The 19,021-nt window shown below is 72.5% G+C and carries 17 protein-coding genes and 3 pseudogenes; 19 read left to right on the top strand and 1 reads right to left on the bottom strand.

Going from position 1 to position 19,021, the window contains the following annotated elements:
* Positions 1-2: 2 nt before the first annotated feature.
* The 3 genes from KRR39_RS17560 to KRR39_RS17550 all read left to right on the top strand — a co-directional run bounded on the left by KRR39_RS17560 (position 3) and on the right by KRR39_RS17550 (position 5,107).
* Positions 3-1,091 (top strand): phosphatase PAP2 family protein, encoded by a 1,089-nt coding sequence (locus KRR39_RS17560; protein ID WP_254185229.1) that lies wholly within the window; start codon positions 3-5, stop codon positions 1,089-1,091.
* A gap of 517 nt (positions 1,092-1,608) precedes the next feature.
* Entirely contained in the window at positions 1,609-3,099 is a 1,491-nt protein-coding gene (locus KRR39_RS17555; RefSeq protein WP_216938769.1) for a C40 family peptidase, read from the top strand.
* 55 nt (positions 3,100-3,154) lie between these two features.
* The gene (locus KRR39_RS17550) at positions 3,155-5,107 is read left to right on the top strand and encodes an acyl-CoA dehydrogenase family protein (protein ID WP_216938768.1); all 1,953 of its coding nucleotides are present in this window, start codon (positions 3,155-3,157) and stop codon (positions 5,105-5,107) included.
* Between the two features lie 11 nt (positions 5,108-5,118).
* Here KRR39_RS17550 and KRR39_RS17545 read toward each other — a convergent pair whose 3' ends face one another.
* Positions 5,119-5,685, bottom strand: coding sequence for an inorganic diphosphatase (locus KRR39_RS17545; RefSeq protein WP_436972061.1), 567 nt, complete (start codon positions 5,683-5,685; stop codon positions 5,119-5,121).
* Positions 5,686-5,687: 2 nt separating this feature from the next.
* Here KRR39_RS17545 and dacB point away from each other — a divergent pair, with 2 nt between their 5' ends.
* The 16 genes and pseudogenes from dacB to KRR39_RS26250 form a co-directional block, all read left to right on the top strand.
* Positions 5,688-7,193 (top strand): D-alanyl-D-alanine carboxypeptidase/D-alanyl-D-alanine endopeptidase, encoded by a 1,506-nt coding sequence (dacB, locus tag KRR39_RS17540; protein ID WP_216938766.1) that lies wholly within the window; start codon positions 5,688-5,690, stop codon positions 7,191-7,193.
* Between the two features lie 9 nt (positions 7,194-7,202).
* Positions 7,203-7,505, top strand: a pseudogene (locus KRR39_RS25105) (zinc-dependent metalloprotease); the annotation flags it as partial.
* Between the two features lie 49 nt (positions 7,506-7,554).
* Positions 7,555-8,286: pseudogene (locus KRR39_RS17535) on the top strand (zinc-dependent metalloprotease); the annotation flags it as partial.
* Between the two features lie 2 nt (positions 8,287-8,288).
* On the top strand, positions 8,289-9,278 hold the full coding sequence (gene tilS, locus KRR39_RS17530) for a tRNA lysidine(34) synthetase TilS (protein WP_216938765.1): 990 nt from the start codon (positions 8,289-8,291) through the stop codon (positions 9,276-9,278).
* 4 nt (positions 9,279-9,282) lie between these two features.
* Positions 9,283-9,834 (top strand): hypoxanthine phosphoribosyltransferase, encoded by a 552-nt coding sequence (gene hpt, locus KRR39_RS17525; RefSeq protein WP_216938764.1) that lies wholly within the window; start codon positions 9,283-9,285, stop codon positions 9,832-9,834.
* A 136-nt stretch (positions 9,835-9,970) separates the two neighbouring features.
* Entirely contained in the window at positions 9,971-11,977 is a 2,007-nt protein-coding gene (gene ftsH, locus KRR39_RS17520) for an ATP-dependent zinc metalloprotease FtsH (RefSeq protein ID WP_216938763.1), read from the top strand.
* A gap of 1 nt (position 11,978) precedes the next feature.
* Positions 11,979-12,590, top strand: coding sequence for a GTP cyclohydrolase I FolE (gene folE, locus KRR39_RS17515; protein WP_216938762.1), 612 nt, complete (start codon positions 11,979-11,981; stop codon positions 12,588-12,590).
* 147 nt (positions 12,591-12,737) lie between these two features.
* The gene (locus tag KRR39_RS17510; RefSeq protein ID WP_216938761.1) at positions 12,738-13,778 is read left to right on the top strand and encodes an endonuclease/exonuclease/phosphatase family protein; all 1,041 of its coding nucleotides are present in this window, start codon (positions 12,738-12,740) and stop codon (positions 13,776-13,778) included.
* 16 nt (positions 13,779-13,794) lie between these two features.
* Positions 13,795-14,670 carry a TylF/MycF/NovP-related O-methyltransferase gene (locus KRR39_RS17505; protein WP_216938760.1) on the top strand — a complete coding sequence of 292 codons (876 nt, stop codon included), beginning with the start codon at positions 13,795-13,797 and terminating at the stop codon, positions 14,668-14,670.
* A gap of 115 nt (positions 14,671-14,785) precedes the next feature.
* On the top strand, positions 14,786-15,598 hold the full coding sequence (folP, locus tag KRR39_RS17500) for a dihydropteroate synthase (RefSeq protein WP_216942766.1): 813 nt from the start codon (positions 14,786-14,788) through the stop codon (positions 15,596-15,598).
* The gene (locus tag KRR39_RS17495; protein ID WP_216938759.1) at positions 15,591-16,022 is read left to right on the top strand and encodes a nuclear transport factor 2 family protein; all 432 of its coding nucleotides are present in this window, start codon (positions 15,591-15,593) and stop codon (positions 16,020-16,022) included. The genes folP and KRR39_RS17495 overlap by 8 nt, the downstream gene beginning before the upstream one ends.
* On the top strand, positions 16,015-16,401 hold the full coding sequence (folB, locus tag KRR39_RS17490; RefSeq protein ID WP_216938758.1) for a dihydroneopterin aldolase: 387 nt from the start codon (positions 16,015-16,017) through the stop codon (positions 16,399-16,401). The genes KRR39_RS17495 and folB overlap by 8 nt, the downstream gene beginning before the upstream one ends.
* Positions 16,398-16,967, top strand: coding sequence for a 2-amino-4-hydroxy-6-hydroxymethyldihydropteridine diphosphokinase (gene folK / locus KRR39_RS17485; protein ID WP_216938757.1), 570 nt, complete (start codon positions 16,398-16,400; stop codon positions 16,965-16,967). The genes folB and folK overlap by 4 nt, the downstream gene beginning before the upstream one ends.
* Before the next feature lie 7 nt (positions 16,968-16,974).
* The gene (locus KRR39_RS17480; RefSeq protein WP_216938756.1) at positions 16,975-17,457 is read left to right on the top strand and encodes a DUF3180 domain-containing protein; all 483 of its coding nucleotides are present in this window, start codon (positions 16,975-16,977) and stop codon (positions 17,455-17,457) included.
* 18 nt (positions 17,458-17,475) lie between these two features.
* On the top strand, positions 17,476-18,129 hold the full coding sequence (locus KRR39_RS17475; protein WP_216938755.1) for a hypothetical protein: 654 nt from the start codon (positions 17,476-17,478) through the stop codon (positions 18,127-18,129).
* A gap of 39 nt (positions 18,130-18,168) precedes the next feature.
* A pseudogene (locus KRR39_RS26250) lies at positions 18,169-18,633 on the top strand (glycosyltransferase family 2 protein); the annotation flags it as partial.
* Positions 18,634-19,021 lie beyond the last annotated feature (388 nt).

The raw sequence follows: 19,021 nt of genomic DNA, 5'->3' as shown, positions 1-19,021 counted from the left end.
TTGTGAAACGGCGAGCGTACGGCCTCCTGGTGGGCGTGGCACTCATGATGGGTGTCGTCGCCGTTGTCGCGAGCCTGACCCTCGGCGAAGGTCTCAAGGACCCCGACGGATCGCTCGGCCCGTCGTGGTTCCGGCTGCCGATGATGGTGGTCGGCGCCTTCGTCGTCGACGTGGTGCCCCGGTCGCTGTGGCGCTCGCGACGCCGGATGTCGTCGTTCGGCACGCACGCGAAGAGCATCATCGACGAGCACTGGACCCGGCAGCGCATCGGGCTGGTCGTGGTCGGCCTGGTCAGCTTCTACGTCACCTACGTGAGCTACCGGAACCTCAAGAACTTCCTGCCGCTCGTGAACGACTCCAAGACCCACGACCTGCTGCTGCACAGCTTCGACAAGGCGATCATGTTCGGCCAGGAGCCGGCGATCGTGCTGCACCACCTGCTCGGCGAGAACGTCGCCGCGCACGTGCTGGCCACCGTCTACCTGCTGTTCCTGCCGATCTCGCCGGCGTCGCTGATCGTCTTCCTGGTCTGGTCCCGCAACATCAGCTACGGCTACTGGTACGCCACCTCGCAGTGCCTCGCGTGGGCGCTGGGCACGGTCAGCTACTACGTGCTGCCGACCCTCGGGCCCAACTTCGCGTTCCCCTTCCTCTACACCGACCTCGACGTGACCGGGGTGAAGTCGCTCCAGGACTCGCTGTGGTGGGGGCGCCAGGACGTCCTCAACGCGCCGCTGACCACCGACTCGATCCAGAGCGTGGCGGGCTTCGCGTCCCTGCACGTCGGCATCGTGCTGACGCTGGCCCTGGTCACCCACTACACGGTCCGGCACGCCCTGATCCGTTGGGGGATGTGGGTCTACTTCGGGCTGACCGTGGTCTCGACGCTGTACTTCGGCTGGCACTACATCGCCGACGACCTCGCCGGCGCGGCCATCGCGGTCGTCTCGGTCTGGCTGGGCGGCCTGGCGACCGGGCAGAAGTTCGAGCGGCACGGCCGCGGCTCGCACCCGACGACCTCCACCGCCAGCGTCCCCGTGCTGGACGAGGACGAGGACGAGCAGGACCGGGCGCCGGTCCCCACCGAGTAGTCCGTCCGGGCCATCCCGGATTAGTCCGCTTCGCACCTGGGTTGTGACCCGCCCGTGTCGTACGCTGGTTGCTGCACGGAGCGGAGGTCCGGGGGGGACCACACCATCTCCCGCAAGTGGTTCCTGTTTCGACCTCCCAAGGGGGCAGGACCCGAAGAAGGCTCCGTCCCCACCTCCCAAGGGGACGGGGCCTTTTTTCGTGCCCGTTCCCGGGCTCCCGCCGACGCCCCGCGACCCTCCCCGGCGGTCGCTCAGGCGTGCCCGGGGCCGTCTCTTGTGAATTACATCCTTGTAGTTTGTCAAGGGGACACGCCGTGGGGCCAGAGTTTTTATTGGGGAAACTGTTCCCTTTGTGACTGATGAGCACTAGCGTTCCTTCGGCAGTCCCCGCTCGGGTGGACGCACCCGGTGCCACCGGACCGCGGGGAACGAGAGTCCCCGCGGGTCGACGGCGCCGCCGACACAGCCCCGCGAACCGAAGGGAAGCGGCTCGAGGGGCGGACGAAAGGTTCGACCCTTGCGACGACTGCGCCTGGCCACCCCCGCGGCCACCGTGACCCTGGCCCTGGCCCTCACGGTGGGCCTCGGGGTGGCGGCCGTCCCGGTCGCCTCGGGCGACCAGGGCAACGGGGCCGGCAGCGGATCGGGCGACGGGTCGGGCGCCTACCCGAGCCAGGACCAGGTCGACCGCGCCAAGGCCCGCGCCGAGCGCACCGCGCACGACGTCGGCGCCATCAAGGGCCGGCTGCTCCTGGCCAACCAGCGCCTCGACGAGGCCAACCTGCGCGCCGAGCAGGCCTCCGAGGCCTACAACGGCGCGATGTGGCACCTCGAGCAGGCGCGGGACGCCTACCGGCAGGCGAAGGCGGACGCCGCCCACGCCCGTCGTACGGTCGCCGTTCAGCGGGACCGGATCGGCGGCCTGGTCGCGCAGTCGTACCAGAACGGCGGGGACCTCACCGCGCTGAACGCGATGATGAGCGCCGACGGCCCCGAGCGCGTCCTCGACCAGTACGCCGCCTTCCAGGGCGCCTCGACCGCCCTGCAGGCCGACTACAAGCGGTTCGCGGCCACGGAGTCGCTCGCGCAGGTCTTCGAGAGCAAGGCCCGGCACGCCAAGGCCCGGCAGGTCGTGCTGGCGGCGAGGGCCGAGGAGGCCAAGGCGGCCGCCACCGCCAGCGCGGACGCCGCCCAGTCCGAGGCGGCCGGCATCGCCGCCGAGAAGGACCGGCTGATCCGGGCGCTCGCGCAGGCCCAGCACATCTCGGTCGGCCTGGCCCGCCAGCGCCAGACCGCCCTGGAGGAGATCGCCCGCAAGCGGGCCGAGGCCCGGGCCCGGGCCGAGGCGGCGGCAGCCGCCAAGGCCGCCGCCGAGGAAGCCGCCCGGCAGCAGGCCGCCGACGAGGCGACCGCGAAGAAGAAGGCGGCCGAGCAGGCCGCGGCGGCCCAGCAGCAGGCCGCGGACGAGGCGGCCGCCAAGAAGAAGGCCGCCCAGCAGGCCCAGGACCAGGCCCAGAGCCAGGACCAGACGCCGACCCCGAAGCCGGACCCCACGCCGGACCCGCCGACGCCGCCCACCCCGCCGACCCCGCCGACCCCGCCGACCCCGCCGACCCCGCCGACGCCGCCGGACCCGCCGGCGCCCAGCGGCGGGATCGACGGCGTGCTCGCCTACGCCAAGGCGCAGCTGGGCGAGCCCTACCGCTGGGGCGCCACGGGTCCGGACTCGTGGGACTGCTCCGGGCTGACGATGCGGGCCTGGGCCGCCGCCGGGAGGTCGCTGCCGCACTACTCCGTCGCGCAGTACGACGCCGGCACCCCGATCCCGGTGGCCGACGCCCGGGCGGGCGACCTGCTGTTCTGGAGCTCGAACGGCCGGCCCAGCGGCATCCACCACGTGGCACTGGCCCTCGGCGGCGGGAGCTTCCTGGAGGCCCCGCACACCGGCGCGAACGTCCGGTACAACACGATCTACGCGTGGTACCCGGACTTCGCGGTGCGCCTGTAACCCCGTGTGACAAGTTGCACGGTTCGAGCCCGGCCCGGGGTGGAAGCATGAGGGCATGGCCGACCGCGACGTGCTCGACGTCCCTGCCCTGACCGCGACCCTGGACGGGAAGTACGCCGAGGTGCGTGCCCTGGTCCGGAGCAACCTCGCCGCGCACGCCGGCATCCTCGAGGACCAGCGGACGCTGCCCCGCGACGAGTTCCGCGAACGCGTCCTCGAGGTCGTCCAGGAGATGGCGGCCACGGGGCAGACCGGCTTCGGCTTCCCCGCGGAGTACGGCGGCGGCGGCGACGTCGGAGCCTCGGTGGCGGCCTTCGAGACGCTCGCGCTCGGGGACCTGTCGGTGGTGGTCAAGGTGGGCGTCCAGTTCGGCCTGTTCGGCGGCGCGATCCTGCAGCTCGGCACCCGGCCGCACCACGAGGCCTACCTCGACGACCTGATCCACGGTCGGCTGCTCGGCTGCTTCGCGATGACGGAGTCCGGCCACGGCTCCAACGTGCAGGCGCTCGGCACCACCGCGACGTACGACGCGGGGACCGGCGAGTTCGTCCTCGACACCCCGGACGACCGGGCCCGCAAGGACTACATCGGCAACGCCGCCCGGCACGCCAGCCACGCGGTCGTGTTCGCCCAGCTCGTGGTGGGCGAGGAGTCGCACGGCGTGCACGCGTTCGTGGTCCGGATCCGCGACGACCGCGGCGAGCCGGCGCCCGGCGTGCGCATCGAGGACTGCGGGCCCAAGATCGGCCTCAACGGCGTGGACAACGGACGCCTCTGGTTCGACTCGGTGCGGGTCGCGCGCACCGACCTGCTGGACCGCTACGCCGCGGTCACCGAGGACGGCCGCTACACCTCCGGCATCGAGAACGCCAACCGGAGGTTCTTCACCATGCTCGGCACCCTGGTGCAGGGCCGGGTGTGCGTGGGCGGGGCGGCGGTCAACGCCTCCAAGGTGGCGCTGGCGATCGCCGTGGAGTACGCCCAGCGGCGCCGGCAGTTCGGCAACCCGGGCTCCGGCACCGAGGAGGTGCTCCTCGACTACGGCATGCACCAGCGCCGGCTGTTCCCGCTGCTGGCCCGCACCTACGCGCTGCACTTCGCCCAGGAGCGGGTGGCCGCCGACCTGCACGCAGCGTTCTCCGACATCGAGGAGGAGGGGGCCGCCGAGCTGGCCCGCCGGGCGCTGGAGTCACGCGCGGCCGGCACCAAGGCGCTGGGCACCTGGCACGCGTCCCGGACCATCCAGGAGTGCCGCGAGGCGTGCGGCGGGGCCGGCTACCTGTCGGTGAACCGGTTCGACGCGCTGCGCGCCGACACGGACGTGTTCACCACCTTCGAGGGCGACAACACGATCCTGATGCAGCTGGTCGCCAAGGGCCTGCTCACCGACTACAAGGACTCCTTCGAGGACCTCGACCAGATCGGGCTGGTGCGGTTCGTGGCGTCCACGGCGGTGGAGACGGTGCTCGAGCGCACCAACGCCCGCTCGGTCCTGGAGCGGCTGCGCGACGTGGTGCCGGTGGGCGGCCGGACGGCCGAGGAGGTCCCGGACCTGCTGGACAGCCGCTACCAGCTCGAGCTGCTGACCTGGCGCGAGGAGCACCTGCTGGCCTCCCTGGCCCGACGGCTCAAGAGCGGTATCGACGCCGGGACCGACCCGGCCGAGGTGTTCAGTCGCTGCCAGGACCACGTCATCGGCGCGGCCCACGCGCACGTCGAGCGGATCGTGCTCGAGGCGTTCCTCGACAAGCTCGCGACCGTCGAGGCCGGCCCGAACCGGGACGCGCTCAAGCTGCTGTGCGACCTCTCCGCGCTCAGCGGCGTGGAGGCCGACCGCGGCTGGTTCCTCGAGCACGGCCGGCTCTCCGGGGCGCGGGCGAAGGCCGTCACGGCCCAGGTCAACGAGCTGGGCCGCCGGCTGCGCCCGCTGGCCCAGCAGCTCGTCGACGCCTTCGGGATCCCGCGCGAGATGCTCCGCACCGAGCTGCTGGAGTTCTCCGGCAGCTGAGGCGGGCGCGATCAGTGCGGGTTGGGAGCGCCCTGCGCGCGGGTGGTGGGCATCGGCCGGCCCAGGTCCTTGACCCGCTGGAACGACGCGACGACCTCGGCCTCGGCCTCGGTGCGACCCACCCAGTTGGCGCCCTCGACGGACTTGCCGGGCTCGAGGTCCTTGTAGACCTCGAAGAAGTGCTGGATCTCCAGGCGGTCGAACTTGGAGACGTGGCTGATGTCGCGCAGGTGCTCCAGGCGCGGGTCCGTCGCGGGGACGCACAGCACCTTGTCGTCGCCGCCGGCCTCGTCGGTCATCCGGAACATGCCGATCGCGCGGCACTTGATCAGGCAGCCCGGGAACGTCGGCTCCTGCAGCAGCACCAGCGCGTCGAGCGGGTCGCCGTCCAGACCGAGGGTGTCCTCGATGTAGCCGTAGTCGGCGGGGTACTGCGTGGAGGTGAACAGCGTCCGGTCGAGACGGATACGACCCGACTCGTGGTCGACCTCGTACTTGTTGCGCTGACCCTTGGGGATCTCTACCAGGACGTCGAACTCCACTGCACTTCCTCCATGACTGCCGCGGTCTGCTTCGATAAGTGTCCCGCACGAACGTCGGGAACGAGGAGCCGGGAGGGTTCGAGGTGCCGGAACGTGACGCAGCACACGTCCGCGACCGCTCCCGGTGGTTCCGCCGGAGCACCGCCGGCCTGGTCGTGCTGGTCCTGGTCGCGGCCGGCCTGACCTTCCGTTTCGACCTCGGCGCCCGCTGGTTCGGGTTCGACTTCCCGTCCCCGGTGACCCAGCCGGCGCAGGTGCTCCCGCCCCCGGGGCTCGAGCTGCCCGCCGCCCGGCCTGCCGCCGCGGTCGCGCCGACCTCCGCGGCCGTGCCCGTCGACCCCGCCGCCGTACGACGGGCGGTGGCTGCGCTGGTCGCGGACCGCCGGCTCGGCCGGCACGTCGCGGTCGACGTCGCCCAGCTCCCCGACGGCACCGTGGTCTACCGGCACGGCGCCCGGCTGGTGACCCCGGCCTCGACGCTGAAGATGCTCACCGCCACCGCGGCGCTCGAGGCCCTGGGTCCCGACCACCGCTTCACCACCCGGGTGGTCGCGACGCCGTCCTCGCCCCGCATCGTGCTGGTCGGCGGCGGCGACCCGCTGCTCGGCCGCACCGCCGGCGACCCGGACGGCACCTACCCGGCCCGCGCCGACCTGGACACCCTGGCCCGGGCCACCGCCCGCGGGCTCCGCGCGGTCGGCCGGTCGCGGGTCCGGCTCGGCTACGACACCTCGCTGTTCGCCGGTCCGGCGGTGAACCCGCGCTGGGAGCCCTCCTACGTCCCCGACGCCGTGGTCAGCCCGATCTCGCCGCTGTGGGTCGACGAGGGCCGGGAGCGCACCGGGCTCGCCGGGCGCAGCGCCGACCCGGCCGCCGCGGCGGCCCAGGTGTTCGCGGACGCCCTGCGCCGGCGCGGGATCACCGTGCTCGGCCGGCCGTCCCCGGGGCCGGCCGCCGACGGCGCCCAGGACCTCGCCTCGGTCCAGGGCGCCCCGCTCGCCCAGGTCGTCCAGCACGTGCTCGAGGTCAGCGACAACGAGGGCGCCGAGGTGCTGTCCCGCCAGGTGGCGCTGGCCGAGGGCCGGCCCGGCTCCTTCGCGGGCGGCGCCCGCGCCGTCCGGTCGGTGCTCACCCGGCTGGGCGTCGACCTGACCGGGGACCGGGTGTACGACGGCAGCGGGCTGTCCCGGCACGACCTGATCACCCCGGGGACGCTGCTGTCGGTGATCGCCACCGCCTCCGCTCCCGAGCACCCCGGGCTGCGCAGCGTGGTCGCCGACCTGCCGGTGGCCGGGTTCACCGGCTCCCTGGCCTACCGGTTCCAGACCGGGGACCGGGCCGGGCTGGGCACCGTCCGGGCGAAGACCGGCACCCTGACCGGGGTGCACGGGCTGACCGGCACGGTGACCACGGTGGACGGGGCGGTGCTGGGCTTCGTCGCCATCGCGGACCGGGTGCGGCTGCCGAACACGCTGGCCGCGCGGTCCCTGCTCGACGAGATCTCCGCAGCGCTGGCCGGCTGCACCTGCGCAGCCACCCCGTAGGGTCGGAGCATGTCAGGACGCACCATGATCGACTGGGACCTCGCCGTCTCCGCCGCCTCCCGGATCGCCGGCCCGGGGCCGGCGATCACCCGTCCGGACGCCGACGCGGTGGTCGCGGAGCTCAAGGCCGACGCCGACCGCTCGACCGGGCTGGTCGCCGAGTTCACCGGCCTGGTGGCCTCCGAGCGGACCGCACCCGTGCTGGTGGTGGACCGGACCGGCTGGATCCAGGCCAACGCCGACGGCTTCGCCCAGGTGATGGGCCCGCTCGTCGACAAGCTCCAGGCGCGCCGCGGCTCGACCCCCAACGCGGTCACCGACGCGGTCGGGTCCAAGGTCACCGGCCTCGAGGTCGGCGGCCTGCTCGGCTTCCATGTCCTCGAAGGTGCTCGGCCAGTTCGACCCGTTCTACTCCGGCCCGGGCCTGGCCGGCGACGCCGGTCCGGCCGCCGGCCGGCTGCTGCTGGTGGCCCCGAACATCGTGCACGTCGAGCAGGAGCTCGGCGTCGACCCCACGGACTTCCGGTTGTGGGTCTGCCTGCACGAGGAGACCCACCGGGTGCAGTTCACCGCGGTGCCCTGGATGAAGGACCACATCCACGGCGAGATCGAGAACCTCGTCGGCGCCGTGGACCTCGACCCCGCCAAGATCGCCGCGATGGTCGGGGACGCGGTCAAGCGGATGGGCGACCTGGTCCGCGGCGACGGGGACGTCAGCCTGCTCGACCTGTTCTCCACCCCCGAGCAGCGGGTCGTCATGGAGCGGCTGACCGGGGTGATGTCGCTGCTCGAGGGGCACGCCGACGTGGTCATGGACGGGGTCGGCCCCTCGGTGATCCCGAGCGTCGAGCACATCCGCACGACCTTCAACAAGCGCCGCAAGGGCGCCGGTCCCGGCGACCGGCTGCTGCGGCGGCTCCTCGGCCTCGACGCCAAGATGGCGCAGTACCGCGACGGCGCGAAGTTCGTGCGCGGCGCCATCGACCGGGTCGGGATGGACGGCTTCAACGCGGTCTGGTCCGAGGCGGCGCACCTCCCGTCCAAGGACGAGATCGGCGACCCGGAGGCCTGGGTCCGCCGCGTGCACGGCTAGCCGTGACGCTGCCCCCGGCCGTCGCCGCGGTCCGGCTCGCCGTCCGCCGCTGCCTGGCCGACGTCGAGGACGGGGTGGTGCTGGTGGCCTGCTCCGGCGGCGCGGACTCCCTCGCGCTGCTGGCGGCCACCGTCTTCGAGGCGCGGCGCACCGCCCGGCACGTCGTCGGGGTGACCGTCGACCACGGGCTGCAGGCGGGCTCCGCGGCCCACGCGGCCTCGGTGGTCGCGCAGATGGCGTCGCTCGGCGTCGACGAGACCGTCTCGGTGCGGGTCGCGGTGAGCGCCGCCGGCCAGGGCCCCGAGGCCGCCGCCCGCGAGGCGAGGTACGCCGTGCTGGCCGAGGTCGCGCAGCGCAGCGGGTCCGACGTCGTCCTGCTCGGGCACACCCTCGACGACCAGGCCGAGACCGTGCTGCTCGGGCTGACCCGCGGCTCGGGGAGCCGGTCGCTGTCCGGGATGCGCCCCGCCTTCGGCCCCTACCGCCGGCCCCTCCTCGACGTGACGCGCGCCCAGACGGAGGTGGCCTGCCGCGACGAGGGAATCGGGTTCTGGACCGACCCGCACAACGAGGACCCACGTTTCACCCGGTCCCGGGTGCGGCACGAGGTGCTGCCGGTCCTCGAGCGGGAGCTGGGACCGGGGGTCGCCGTGGCCCTGGCCCGCACCGCCGACCAGCTCCGCGAGGACTCCGCCGCCCTGGACGGTCTCGCCGACGCGGTGCTCCGCGAGGTCGACCGGGACGGGGCGCTCGCGTGCTCCCGGCTGGCCGCGCAGCCGCGGGCGGTCGTGGTCCGGGTGCTCCGGCGGGCCGCCCTGGCCGCGGGCTGCCCCGACGCCGAGCTGTTCCGGGTGCACGTGCTGGCGATGGCCGAGCTGGTGCCGGGACCGCCCGGCCCGGTCCGCGGCAAGCAGGTCCGGCTGCCCGGTCACCTGACCGCGTTCCGCGACGGGGACTGGCTGGGGTTCCGCCGAACCCCTGTGGCAGGCTGACGCCATGGACGAATCGCACATCGAGGGCGACCTGGTGAACATCCTCTTCACCGAGGAGCAGATCCAGTCCCGGCTCGGTGAGCTGGCCGCCGAGATCGAGGCGGAGTACGAAGGCAAGGACATCCTCCTGGTCGGCGTCCTGCGCGGCGCGGTGATGGTGATGGCCGACCTGGCCCGGCACTTCAGCCGGCACCTCGAGATGGACTGGATGGCGGTCTCGTCCTACGGGTCGGGGACCAAGTCCTCCGGCGTGGTCCGCATCCTCAAGGACCTCGACACCGACATCTCCGGCCGGCACGTGATCATCGTCGAGGACATCATCGACACCGGGCTGACGCTGTCCTGGCTGGTCTCCAACCTGACCTCGCGCGCCCCGGCCTCGGTCGAGATCTGCACGCTGCTGCGCAAGCCCGAGGCCCTGCAGATGTCGGTCGACGTCAAGTGGGTCGGCTACGACATCCCCAACGAGTTCGTGGTCGGCTACGGCCTCGACTACGCCGAGCGCTACCGCAACCTGCGCTCCATCGGCACCCTCGCGCCGCACGTCTACTCCTGACCCGGAGACGCGGCTCACAGGCCACGGGGGACAATAGGTGGAACGGACGGCGTGGTCCGGTTCGTTGTACTCCGCGTGTACGGTCGTGTCGTCGTTGGTCTGAGCTGTCAGGAGGTCGGGGTCTAGACCCCGAAACATGGACGTCAAAAGAATCTTCCGGGGTCCCTGGCTGTGGATCGTCGTCGCCGTGGTGGGCGTGCTCATCGCCCTGCAGTACCTCGCGCCCAACGGCGGGTACCAGGAGATCGACACCTCCAAGATGAGTGGCTACATCAGCGACGGGACGGTCAAGACGGTCACGTTCATCGACCGCGACCAGACCATCCAGGCCGAGCTCGACAACGGCAAGAAGGTCACCTCGTCGTGGGTCGCCGGTCAGCAGCGCGACCTGATCAACGCGGCCGAGGCCGGCGTGAAGAACGGGTCGATCGAGGACTACCAGACCAAGGTCGCCAAGCCGAGCCTGCTCGGCCAGATCCTGGCCACCTTCCTGCCCTTCGTGATCATCATCGTGCTGTTCCTGTTCCTGATGAACCAGGTCCAGGGCGGCGGCGGACGCGTCATGCAGTTCGCCAAGTCCAAGGCCAAGCTGATCTCCAAGGACATGCCGAAGACGACGTTCGCGGACGTCGCCGGCTGCCAGGAGGCCATCGAGGAGCTCGGCGAGATCAAGGAGTTCCTCCAGGAGCCCGCCAAGTTCCAGGCCGTGGGCGCCAAGATCCCCAAGGGTGTGCTGCTCTACGGCCCGCCCGGCACCGGCAAGACGCTGCTCGCCCGCGCGGTCGCGGGTGAGGCGGGCGTCCCGTTCTACTCGATCTCCGGCTCGGACTTCGTGGAGATGTTCGTCGGTGTCGGCGCCTCCCGGGTGCGCGACCTGTTCGAGCAGGCCAAGGAGAACGCCCCGGCGATCGTCTTCATCGACGAGATCGACGCCGTCGGCCGGCACCGCGGCGCCGGCATGGGCGGCGGCCACGACGAGCGCGAGCAGACCCTCAACCAGCTGCTCGTGGAGATGGACGGCTTCGACGTGCGCGGCGGGGTCATCCTGATCGCGGCGACCAACCGTCCCGACATCCTCGACCCGGCGCTGCTGCGCCCGGGCCGCTTCGACCGGCAGATCGGCGTCGACGCCCCCGACCTCGCGGGCCGCCACCAGATCCTCCAGGTGCACTCGCGCGGCAAGCCGATGGCCCCCGGCGTGGACCTCAAGAGCGTCGCCCGTCGTACCCCCGGGTTCACCGGCGCCGACCTGGCCAACGTGCTCAACGAGGCCGCGCTGCTGACCGCCCGCAAGAACCTCAAGGTGGTCGACAACGAGGTGCTCGACGAGGCGATCGACCGCGTCATCGCCGGTCCGCAGCGCAGCAGCCGGCTGATGAGCGAGAAGGAGAAGCTCATCACCGCCTACCACGAGGGCGGTCACGCCCTGGTGGCCGCGGCGCTGCCCGGCACCGACCCGGTGCACAAGGTCACGATCCTGCCGCGCGGCCGGGCGCTGGGCTACACGATGGTGCTGCCCGACGAGGACAAGTACTCCCAGACCCGCTCGGAGCTGCTCGACAAGCTGGCCTACATGCTCGGCGGCCGGGCCGCCGAGGAGATGGTCTTCCACGACCCCACCACCGGCGCCGGCAACGACATCGACAAGGCCACCTCGGTGGCCCGGGCGATGGTCACGGAGTACGGCATGACCGAGCGGCTGGGCGCAATCAAGCTCGGCGACAACAGCTCCGAGCCGTTCCTGGGCCGCGACATGGGGCACCAGCGCAACTACTCCGAGGACGTTGCCGCGATCGTCGACCAGGAGACCAAGACGCTGCTCGCGAACGCGCACCAGGAGGCCTTCGACATCCTGGTCGAGAACCGCGACGTGCTCGACTCGCTGGTCACCGCGCTGCTGGAGAAGGAGACCCTCGACAAGGCGCAGATCGCCGAGGTCTTCGTCCCGCTGCGCCGCCGGCCGGCCCGTCCCGCGTGGACCGGGTCGCCCAGCCGGGAGCCCTCGGACATCCCGCCGGTCGTGGTGCCCAAGAGCGCGGCCAACGGGGTGGCGGCCGACGAGGCCAAGGGTGCGGTCATCCTGACGCCCCCCGGCAGCGGCGGCGACGTGCACGGCGACCCGAACGTGCGCGGCACCGACTGAGATGGCGATCGACCGCATCAGCCAGGAGCCGCGGCCGGACATCCCGGACTTCGACCGGCCGCGGGCCGAGGCGGCGGTCCGCGAGCTGCTGATCGCGGTGGGGGAGGACCCGGACCGCGAGGGTCTGCTCGACACCCCGGCCCGGGTCGCCAGGGCCTACCAGGAGCTGCTCGGCGGGATGCGGCTCGCCGCCGAGGACGTGCTCACCACCACGTTCGACGCCGGCCACGAGGAGATGATCCTGGTCAAGGACATCGAGCTGTGGTCGATGTGCGAGCACCACCTGGTGCCGTTCACCGGGGTCGCCCACGTCGGGTACATCCCCAACGAGAACGGCCGGATCACCGGGCTGTCCAAGCTGGCCCGGCTGGTCGACGTGTACGCCAAGCGCCCCCAGGTCCAGGAGCGGCTGACCACCCAGGTGGCCGACGCGATGATGGAGATCCTCGAGGCCCGCGGCGCCATCGTCGTGATCGAGGCCGAGCACCTCTGCATGACCATGCGGGGCGTGCGCAAGCCGGGCTCCAAGACGGTCACCTCGGCCGTCCGGGGCTCGATGCACCGCGCGGCGACCCGCGCCGAGGCCATGAGCCTCATCATGTCCGGACGCTGACTTTCCGGACCTGACGCCCGGAGGCTGAGCTTCCGGAAGAATGCCCCTTGTCACACTCTTGGGTTCGAAAGAGCCCTCAAGTGGCCCTTAGTATCGCCCGATACTCCTTTCTAGTACATCTCGGGCGACGAAGGGCAACCAATGAGAATGCGGACTGTTACCGCTGCGCTCTGCGCACTGGGCGCGATCGTGGCGGCCACGGTGAGCACGGGAGCGCCGGCCACCGCCAGGACCAGCACCGACCTGCGGGTCGGCACGTTCAACATCGTCACGGTGAGCGCCGACCCCGGCGCCAGCGGCGACCGGCACGTCTGGAAGGACCGCCGCGGGACGATCATCAGCCAGATCCTCGGGCAGGGCCTCGACGTGGTGGGCATCCAGGAGGCGAACCAGAGCACGGTCTACAAGAGCCGCCTGGTGGGTGGCAGCACCCAGTTCCTCGACCTGCGCAACGGCCTCAACGCCGCCGGCGGCCACTACGCGCTGACCAGCACCGCGTCGTACAACTGCGTGCGGGCCTGGAGCTCCAACAAGTGCCACTACCGCAACCGTGCGGCCTCCGGCGACAACCGGATCCTCTACAACCACGACAAGCTCGCGCTGATCTACAGGGGCGCCTACCGCTACCCGCACCAGGTCCCGGGCAAGACCGCCCGCTACCTGGCCTGGACGGTCCTGCGCGACCGGGCCACCGGCAAGGAGTTCCTGTTCACCACCACGCACCTCGACCCGTACAGCATCCCCGTGCGGATCCAGCAGTGGGGCGACATGATCGCCAAGATCAACTCGATGAAGGGCTCGCGCCCGGTCATCGCGACCGGTGACTTCAACACCTCGAAGTACTCCCCCTACGCCGCCACGATGCTGCCGGCGATGGAGAGCGCGGGGTACGGCGACACCCTCGGCCAGCGCTACCGCACGAACCCCACGTCCCTGCGGGCGCAGAGCACCCGGCACGCCTGGGTGAACTCGTTCAACGGCTTCCGTCGGTCCGTCGGCGGCTACGGCGACGACCGTGCGTCGTCCACGCCGCGCACCGGCAACGGCATCGACTGGATCTTCGCGAGCAACTCGCTGCCGGTCCGGGAGTTCGAGGTCGTCGCCGCGGTGGACGAGGGCTCGATGCAGCTCACCGGCACGATCCCGTCGGACCACAACATGATGAGGGCCACCCTCACGCTGCCCTGACGGCTAGCATCCTCGCGTGAGCGCGAGCAACACGGCACGACGCGTCCTGGCGCGGCTGCGACCCGCGGCCGCGCCGGACGACGTCCTGCAGCAGGAGCTCGCCCAGGCCCGCACCCGGCTGCGGCGCACCCGCACCCAGCTCAGGCAGGCCCGCCAGAAGGCGGCCGGCCTCGAGCGGGAGCTGAAGCTGACCCGGGCCTCGCTGCGCAGCCCGGTGCACGACCTCGTGCTGCCGGACCGCGTCGCCGCGGTGATCGAGCAGGTGGCCGCGGAGAAGCTGACCTACCTGTCGCAGGAGAACCTGGCCACACTGGCCACGCTCGTCCTGGACGTCGAGCGGCGCGGCCTGCCCGGAGCGGTGGTCGAGGCCGGCACCGCCCGCGGCGGGTCGGCGATCGTGATGGCCGCCGCGAAGTCGCCCGACCGGCCGATGCAGGTCTACGACGTGTTCGGGCTGATCCCGCCGCCCACCGACGCGGACGGCGCGGACGTGCACGAGCGCTACCGGAGGATCCTCGCCGGTGAGTCGCGCGGCGTGGGCGAGGAGACCTACTACGGCTACCGGGACAACCTGTACGACGAGGTCACCGACTCCTTCGACCGGCTCGGCGTGCCGGTCGCGGAGCACGGCGTCGAGCTGGTCCAGGGGCTGTTCGCGGACACCGTGCACCCCGACGGCCCGGTGGCGCTCGCCCACCTCGACGGCGACTGGTACGAGTCCACGCTGACCTGCCTGGAGCGGATCGCCCCGGTGCTGGTCCCCGGCGGACGGATCGTCCTGGACGACTACTGGGCGTGGTCCGGCTGCCGCCGGGCGGTCGACGAGTACTTCGCCGACCGCCCCGGCTACGTGGTGGAGCGCCGGGCGAAGGTGCACGTCGTCCGGGTCTGACTCCGGGGATCCCCGGGGATAGGGTCGGCGCATGCCAGGTCCCCAGCGCCGACTCGAGTTCGCCGAGCCGCCGCGGTACGTCGACGGGCTGCCCCGGCCGGGCCGCGCGCTCGTCATGGGCGTGCTCAACGTGACGCCCGACTCGTTCTCCGACGGCGGCCGCTACCTCGACCCGGCGCGGGCCCTCGAGCACGGCCGCCGGCTCGTCGCGCAGGGCGCGGACCTCGTCGACGTGGGCGGCGAGTCGACCCGCCCCGGCGCCGTACGCCCGGGGGTGGCCGAGGAGCTCGACCGGGTGCTGCCGGTGGTCTCCGGCCTGGTCGCCGACGGGGTGCTGGTCTCGGTCGACACGATGCGCGCCGAGGTGGCCGCCGCGGCCGTGGAGAGCGGCGCGGTCCTGGTCAACGACGTCTCCGGCGGCCTGGCCGACGAGAAGATGCTGCCGACGGTGGCGGGTCTGGGCGTCGCCTACGTGCTGATGCACTGGCGGGCGCACTCCGAGCAGATGCAGCGGCACACCGACTACGACGACGTGGTCGCCGACGTCAGCGACGAGCTCCGGGCCCGGCTGGCCGCCGCCGAGGCCGCCGGGGTCGACCCCACGCGGGTCGCGGTGGACCCCGGCATCGGGTTCTCCAAGACCGCCGACCAGAACTGGGACGTGCTCGCCGGGCTGGAGCGGCTGCACGACCTCGGCCACCCGGTGCTGGTCGCGACCAGCCGCAAGCGGTTCCTGGGCTCGCTGCTGGCCGACCCGTCCGGCGGGCTGCGGCCCCCCGAGCAGCGCCAGGACGGGACGACGGCCACCTCCGCGCTGGCCGCCTCCGCCGGGGCCTGGTGCATCCGGGCGCACGACGTGCGCGCCACCCTGGACGCCGTGCGGGTGGCGCACCGGTGGGCCGCCGGGGCGGGAGCCGGGCGTGGCTGACCGCTCCCAGGACCACCGCGAGGTCGAGGCGGTCAACACCGCGTTCTACCAGGCGTTCGAGAGCGCCGACCTCGACACGATGCTCGACCTGTGGCTCGAGGACCCCGAGACGCTCTGCGTGCACCCGGGGGCGCTGCCCGTGCGGGGCACCAGCGCGATCAACCGCTCCTGGGCGTTGATCATGGCGAACACGCCGTACATCCAGTTCTTCCTGACCGACGTCGAGGTCAGCGTGCTCCCGGGGGTCGCGTCGGTGACCTGCACGGAGAACGTGCTGACCGGCGACGACCGGACCGGGCCGGACGCCTTCGGGGGAGCGCGGGCCGTGGCCACCAACGTGTTCGTCCGCACGGAGCAGGGCTGGCGGTTGTGGATCCACCACGCCTCCCCGGTACTGTCCGGGGATAACCATGACGATGCGTGACGAATCGACCGACCAGCTGGCCGTGCAGGGCATCGAGGCGATCGGCCACCACGGCGTCTTCGACTTCGAGCGCCGGGACGGCCAGGTCTTCGTCGTCGACCTGGTGATCGGGATCGACACCCGCGACGCGGCACGCACCGACGACTTGCAGCACACCGTCGACTACGGAAACCTCGTGGCGAAGGTGAAGAACGCGATCGAGACCGACCCTGTCGACCTGATCGAGACGCTGGCCCAACGCATCGCCGACGTCGCTCTCGCGGACCAGCGGGTGCGATGGACCGAGGTGACCGTGCACAAGCCGGACGCCCCCCTCGAGGCGACGTTCTCGGACGTCACCTTGACGATCACCCGAACGAGACCCGGAGCCCCCCCGTGACTGAAACCCCGAACCCGCACATCGTGGACACCGACACCCTCACGGGCGAGATGCATCCCATCCGCCGCTGCGTGCTCGCGATCGGCTCCAACCTCGGCGAGCGGCTGAACAACCTCCAGGGCGCCGTGAACTCGCTGGCCGACACCCCCGAGGTGTGGGTCACCGCCGTCTCGCCGGTCTACGAGACCGCGCCGCTCGACGCCCCCGAGGGGTCCAAGGACTTCCTGAACGCCGTCGTGCTCGCCGACACCACGCTGTCGGCGCGCACCCTCCTGGAGCGCGCCCTGGCCGTCGAGGACGCCTACGGCCGCGAGCGCACCGACGAGGCCGGCGCGCCGCGCACCCTCGACGTCGACCTGATCGTGGTCGGCGACCGCCGGGCCAACGACGAGGACCTGGTGCTGCCGCACCCCAAGGCGCACGAGCGGGCCTTCGTGCTGGCCCCCTGGAACGACGTCGAGCCGGACGCCGAGCTGCTGGACCAGGGGCCGGTGGCCGACCTGCTCGCCAAGACGGCGGACCAGACGATCACGCTGCGCGACGACCTGAGCCTCACCTTCCAGTGACGCCCCGGTGAGCGAGAACCCCGACGACCCCGGTGAGGGCGGCGGCCGGATCCGCTCCACCACGGCGGGCTCGCTGATCGGGACCGCGCTGGTCGGGCTGGTGCTGGGCTGGCTGCTCAAGCCGGTGAGCATCCGGCTCGGCGGCACCGCGCCGACGGTGGGCTGGCTGCCGGTCCTCGCGCTCGCCTTCGTCGCGCTCGTGATGGTCTCGGTGGCCTGGTCGACGCACCGCTCCCTGCACCGGCGCCACGAGCGGCTGCAGCCGCACCTCGCGGTCAACCGGCTGGTGCTGGCGAAGTCCTGCTCGCTGGCGGGGGCGCTGGTGGCCGGCGGCTACCTCGGCTACGCCCTGAGCTGGCTGGGGCTCACCGACGCCGAGCTGGCCCACCAGCGGATGGTGCACGCGCTGGTCGGCGGGCTCGCCGGCGGGGCGCTGGTGGCCGGGTCGCTGCTCCTCGAGCGTGCGTGTCGGGTCGGTCCGGACGAGTGAGCGTCCTACGCTGAGCCCATGGCCAGTTCTTCCCCGTCCGCCTCGCCCGTCACTCCTGCCTCCTCTGCCACCCGCCCCGGCCGTCGCCGGCAGCGCAGCGTCCGGGTGACCGTCGCGGTGGCCCTGCTCGGCGCCGCGACCGCCCTCGTGCTGGTCGCGCTGCCCACCCAGTCGCCGCTGTGGCTCAGCATCGCCTCCGTCGTCGCCCTGGCCAGCGGCTGGGCCGCCGCGCGCATCGTCTACAACGAGCTCGCCCAGAGCCGGCGTGAGGCCGCCGGCGACCGGGCCGCCCAGGCCCAGGCCTACCGCAGCATGTTCTCCGAGCGGGCCTCCGAGCACGCCGAGTTCACCACCGTGATGACCGACCGGCTGGTCCGTCGCGACCGCGACGTCGCCGCGCTCGAGGACGACGTCGTCGCCGCGGAGAAGCGCGCCATCGAGGCCGAGGCCCGCGTGCAGCGCGAGGCCCGCCGCGCCAACGACGCCCAGGAGCGCCTGGTCACGCTGACCGAGCGGGTCCAGGAGCTGGAGATCCGCAAGGCCGAGCAGGCCGACGAGCTGGCCACCTGGCACGCCGAGGTCGACGTCGACGCAGTGGTCGACCTCATCGCCTGGGAGGAGCGGGTCGCGGCCGGCTCGGTCTCCCCGGTGCAGGAGCAGAAGCACGCCTGATCCCCCGGAGCCCGGAGCGCCTCGGTATGTTGGCTCGTCGTGAGCGTCGCGATCGGTAGGGGAGGACGACGGCTGGGACGGGCCCTCCGGGGGCTGGTCACCGGCCGTCCGGCCGACCGCGCCCTGCACGGGGCCGACGGTGCGCTGCCCGACGAGCCGCTGCTGAGCGTGGTGGTGCCGGTCTACCAGGTCGAGAGCTACCTCGCGGAGTGCCTCGACTCGGTGCTCGGGCAGCGCTACCCGCACCTCGAGGTGCTGCTCGTCGACGACGGCTCCACCGACGGCAGCGCGGAGATCGCCCGGGCCTACGCCGAGCGCGACCCCCGGGTCCGGGTGGTCCGCCAGGACAACGCCGGCCTCGGCGCCGCCCGCAACCGCGGCATCGCGGAGTCCACCGGCGACCTGGTCACCTTCGTCGACTCCGACGACACCGTCACCCCGGGCGGCTGGACCAAGATGGTCCGGACGCTGCGGCAGACCGGCTCGGACTTCGCGGTCGGGTCGATCCGCCGCCAGGTGCGTGGCCGGTACGTCGAGCGGCACTGGCTGCGCGCGCTGCACGCCGAGCCCCGGCCGGCGATCACCATCGACGACGCCCCCGCCATGCTGGGCAACATCTGGGCGGTCACCAAGGTGTTCCGCCGCGACTTCCTGGTGCGCACCGGCCTGCAGTTCCCGGTGGGCGTGCGCTACGAGGACCAGGTGCCGATCACCCGGGCCTACCTCGAGGCACGCAGCTTCGACGTGCTCACCGACGCGGTCTACCTGTGGCGCACCCGGGTCGAGGGCACCTCGATCACCCAGCAGAAGCACCAGGCCGACGACCTGCGCGACCGGCTCGCGGCCAAGCAGCAGGTCGCCGCCCTCCTCGACCAGGGCGCCTCCGACCTGG

Source organism: Nocardioides panacis (assembly GCF_019039255.1).
GTDB lineage: Bacteria > Actinomycetota > Actinomycetes > Propionibacteriales > Nocardioidaceae > Nocardioides_B > Nocardioides_B panacis.
The sequence above is the reverse complement of the archived record's forward strand: the minus strand, read 5'-3'. Positions and strand labels throughout refer to the sequence as shown.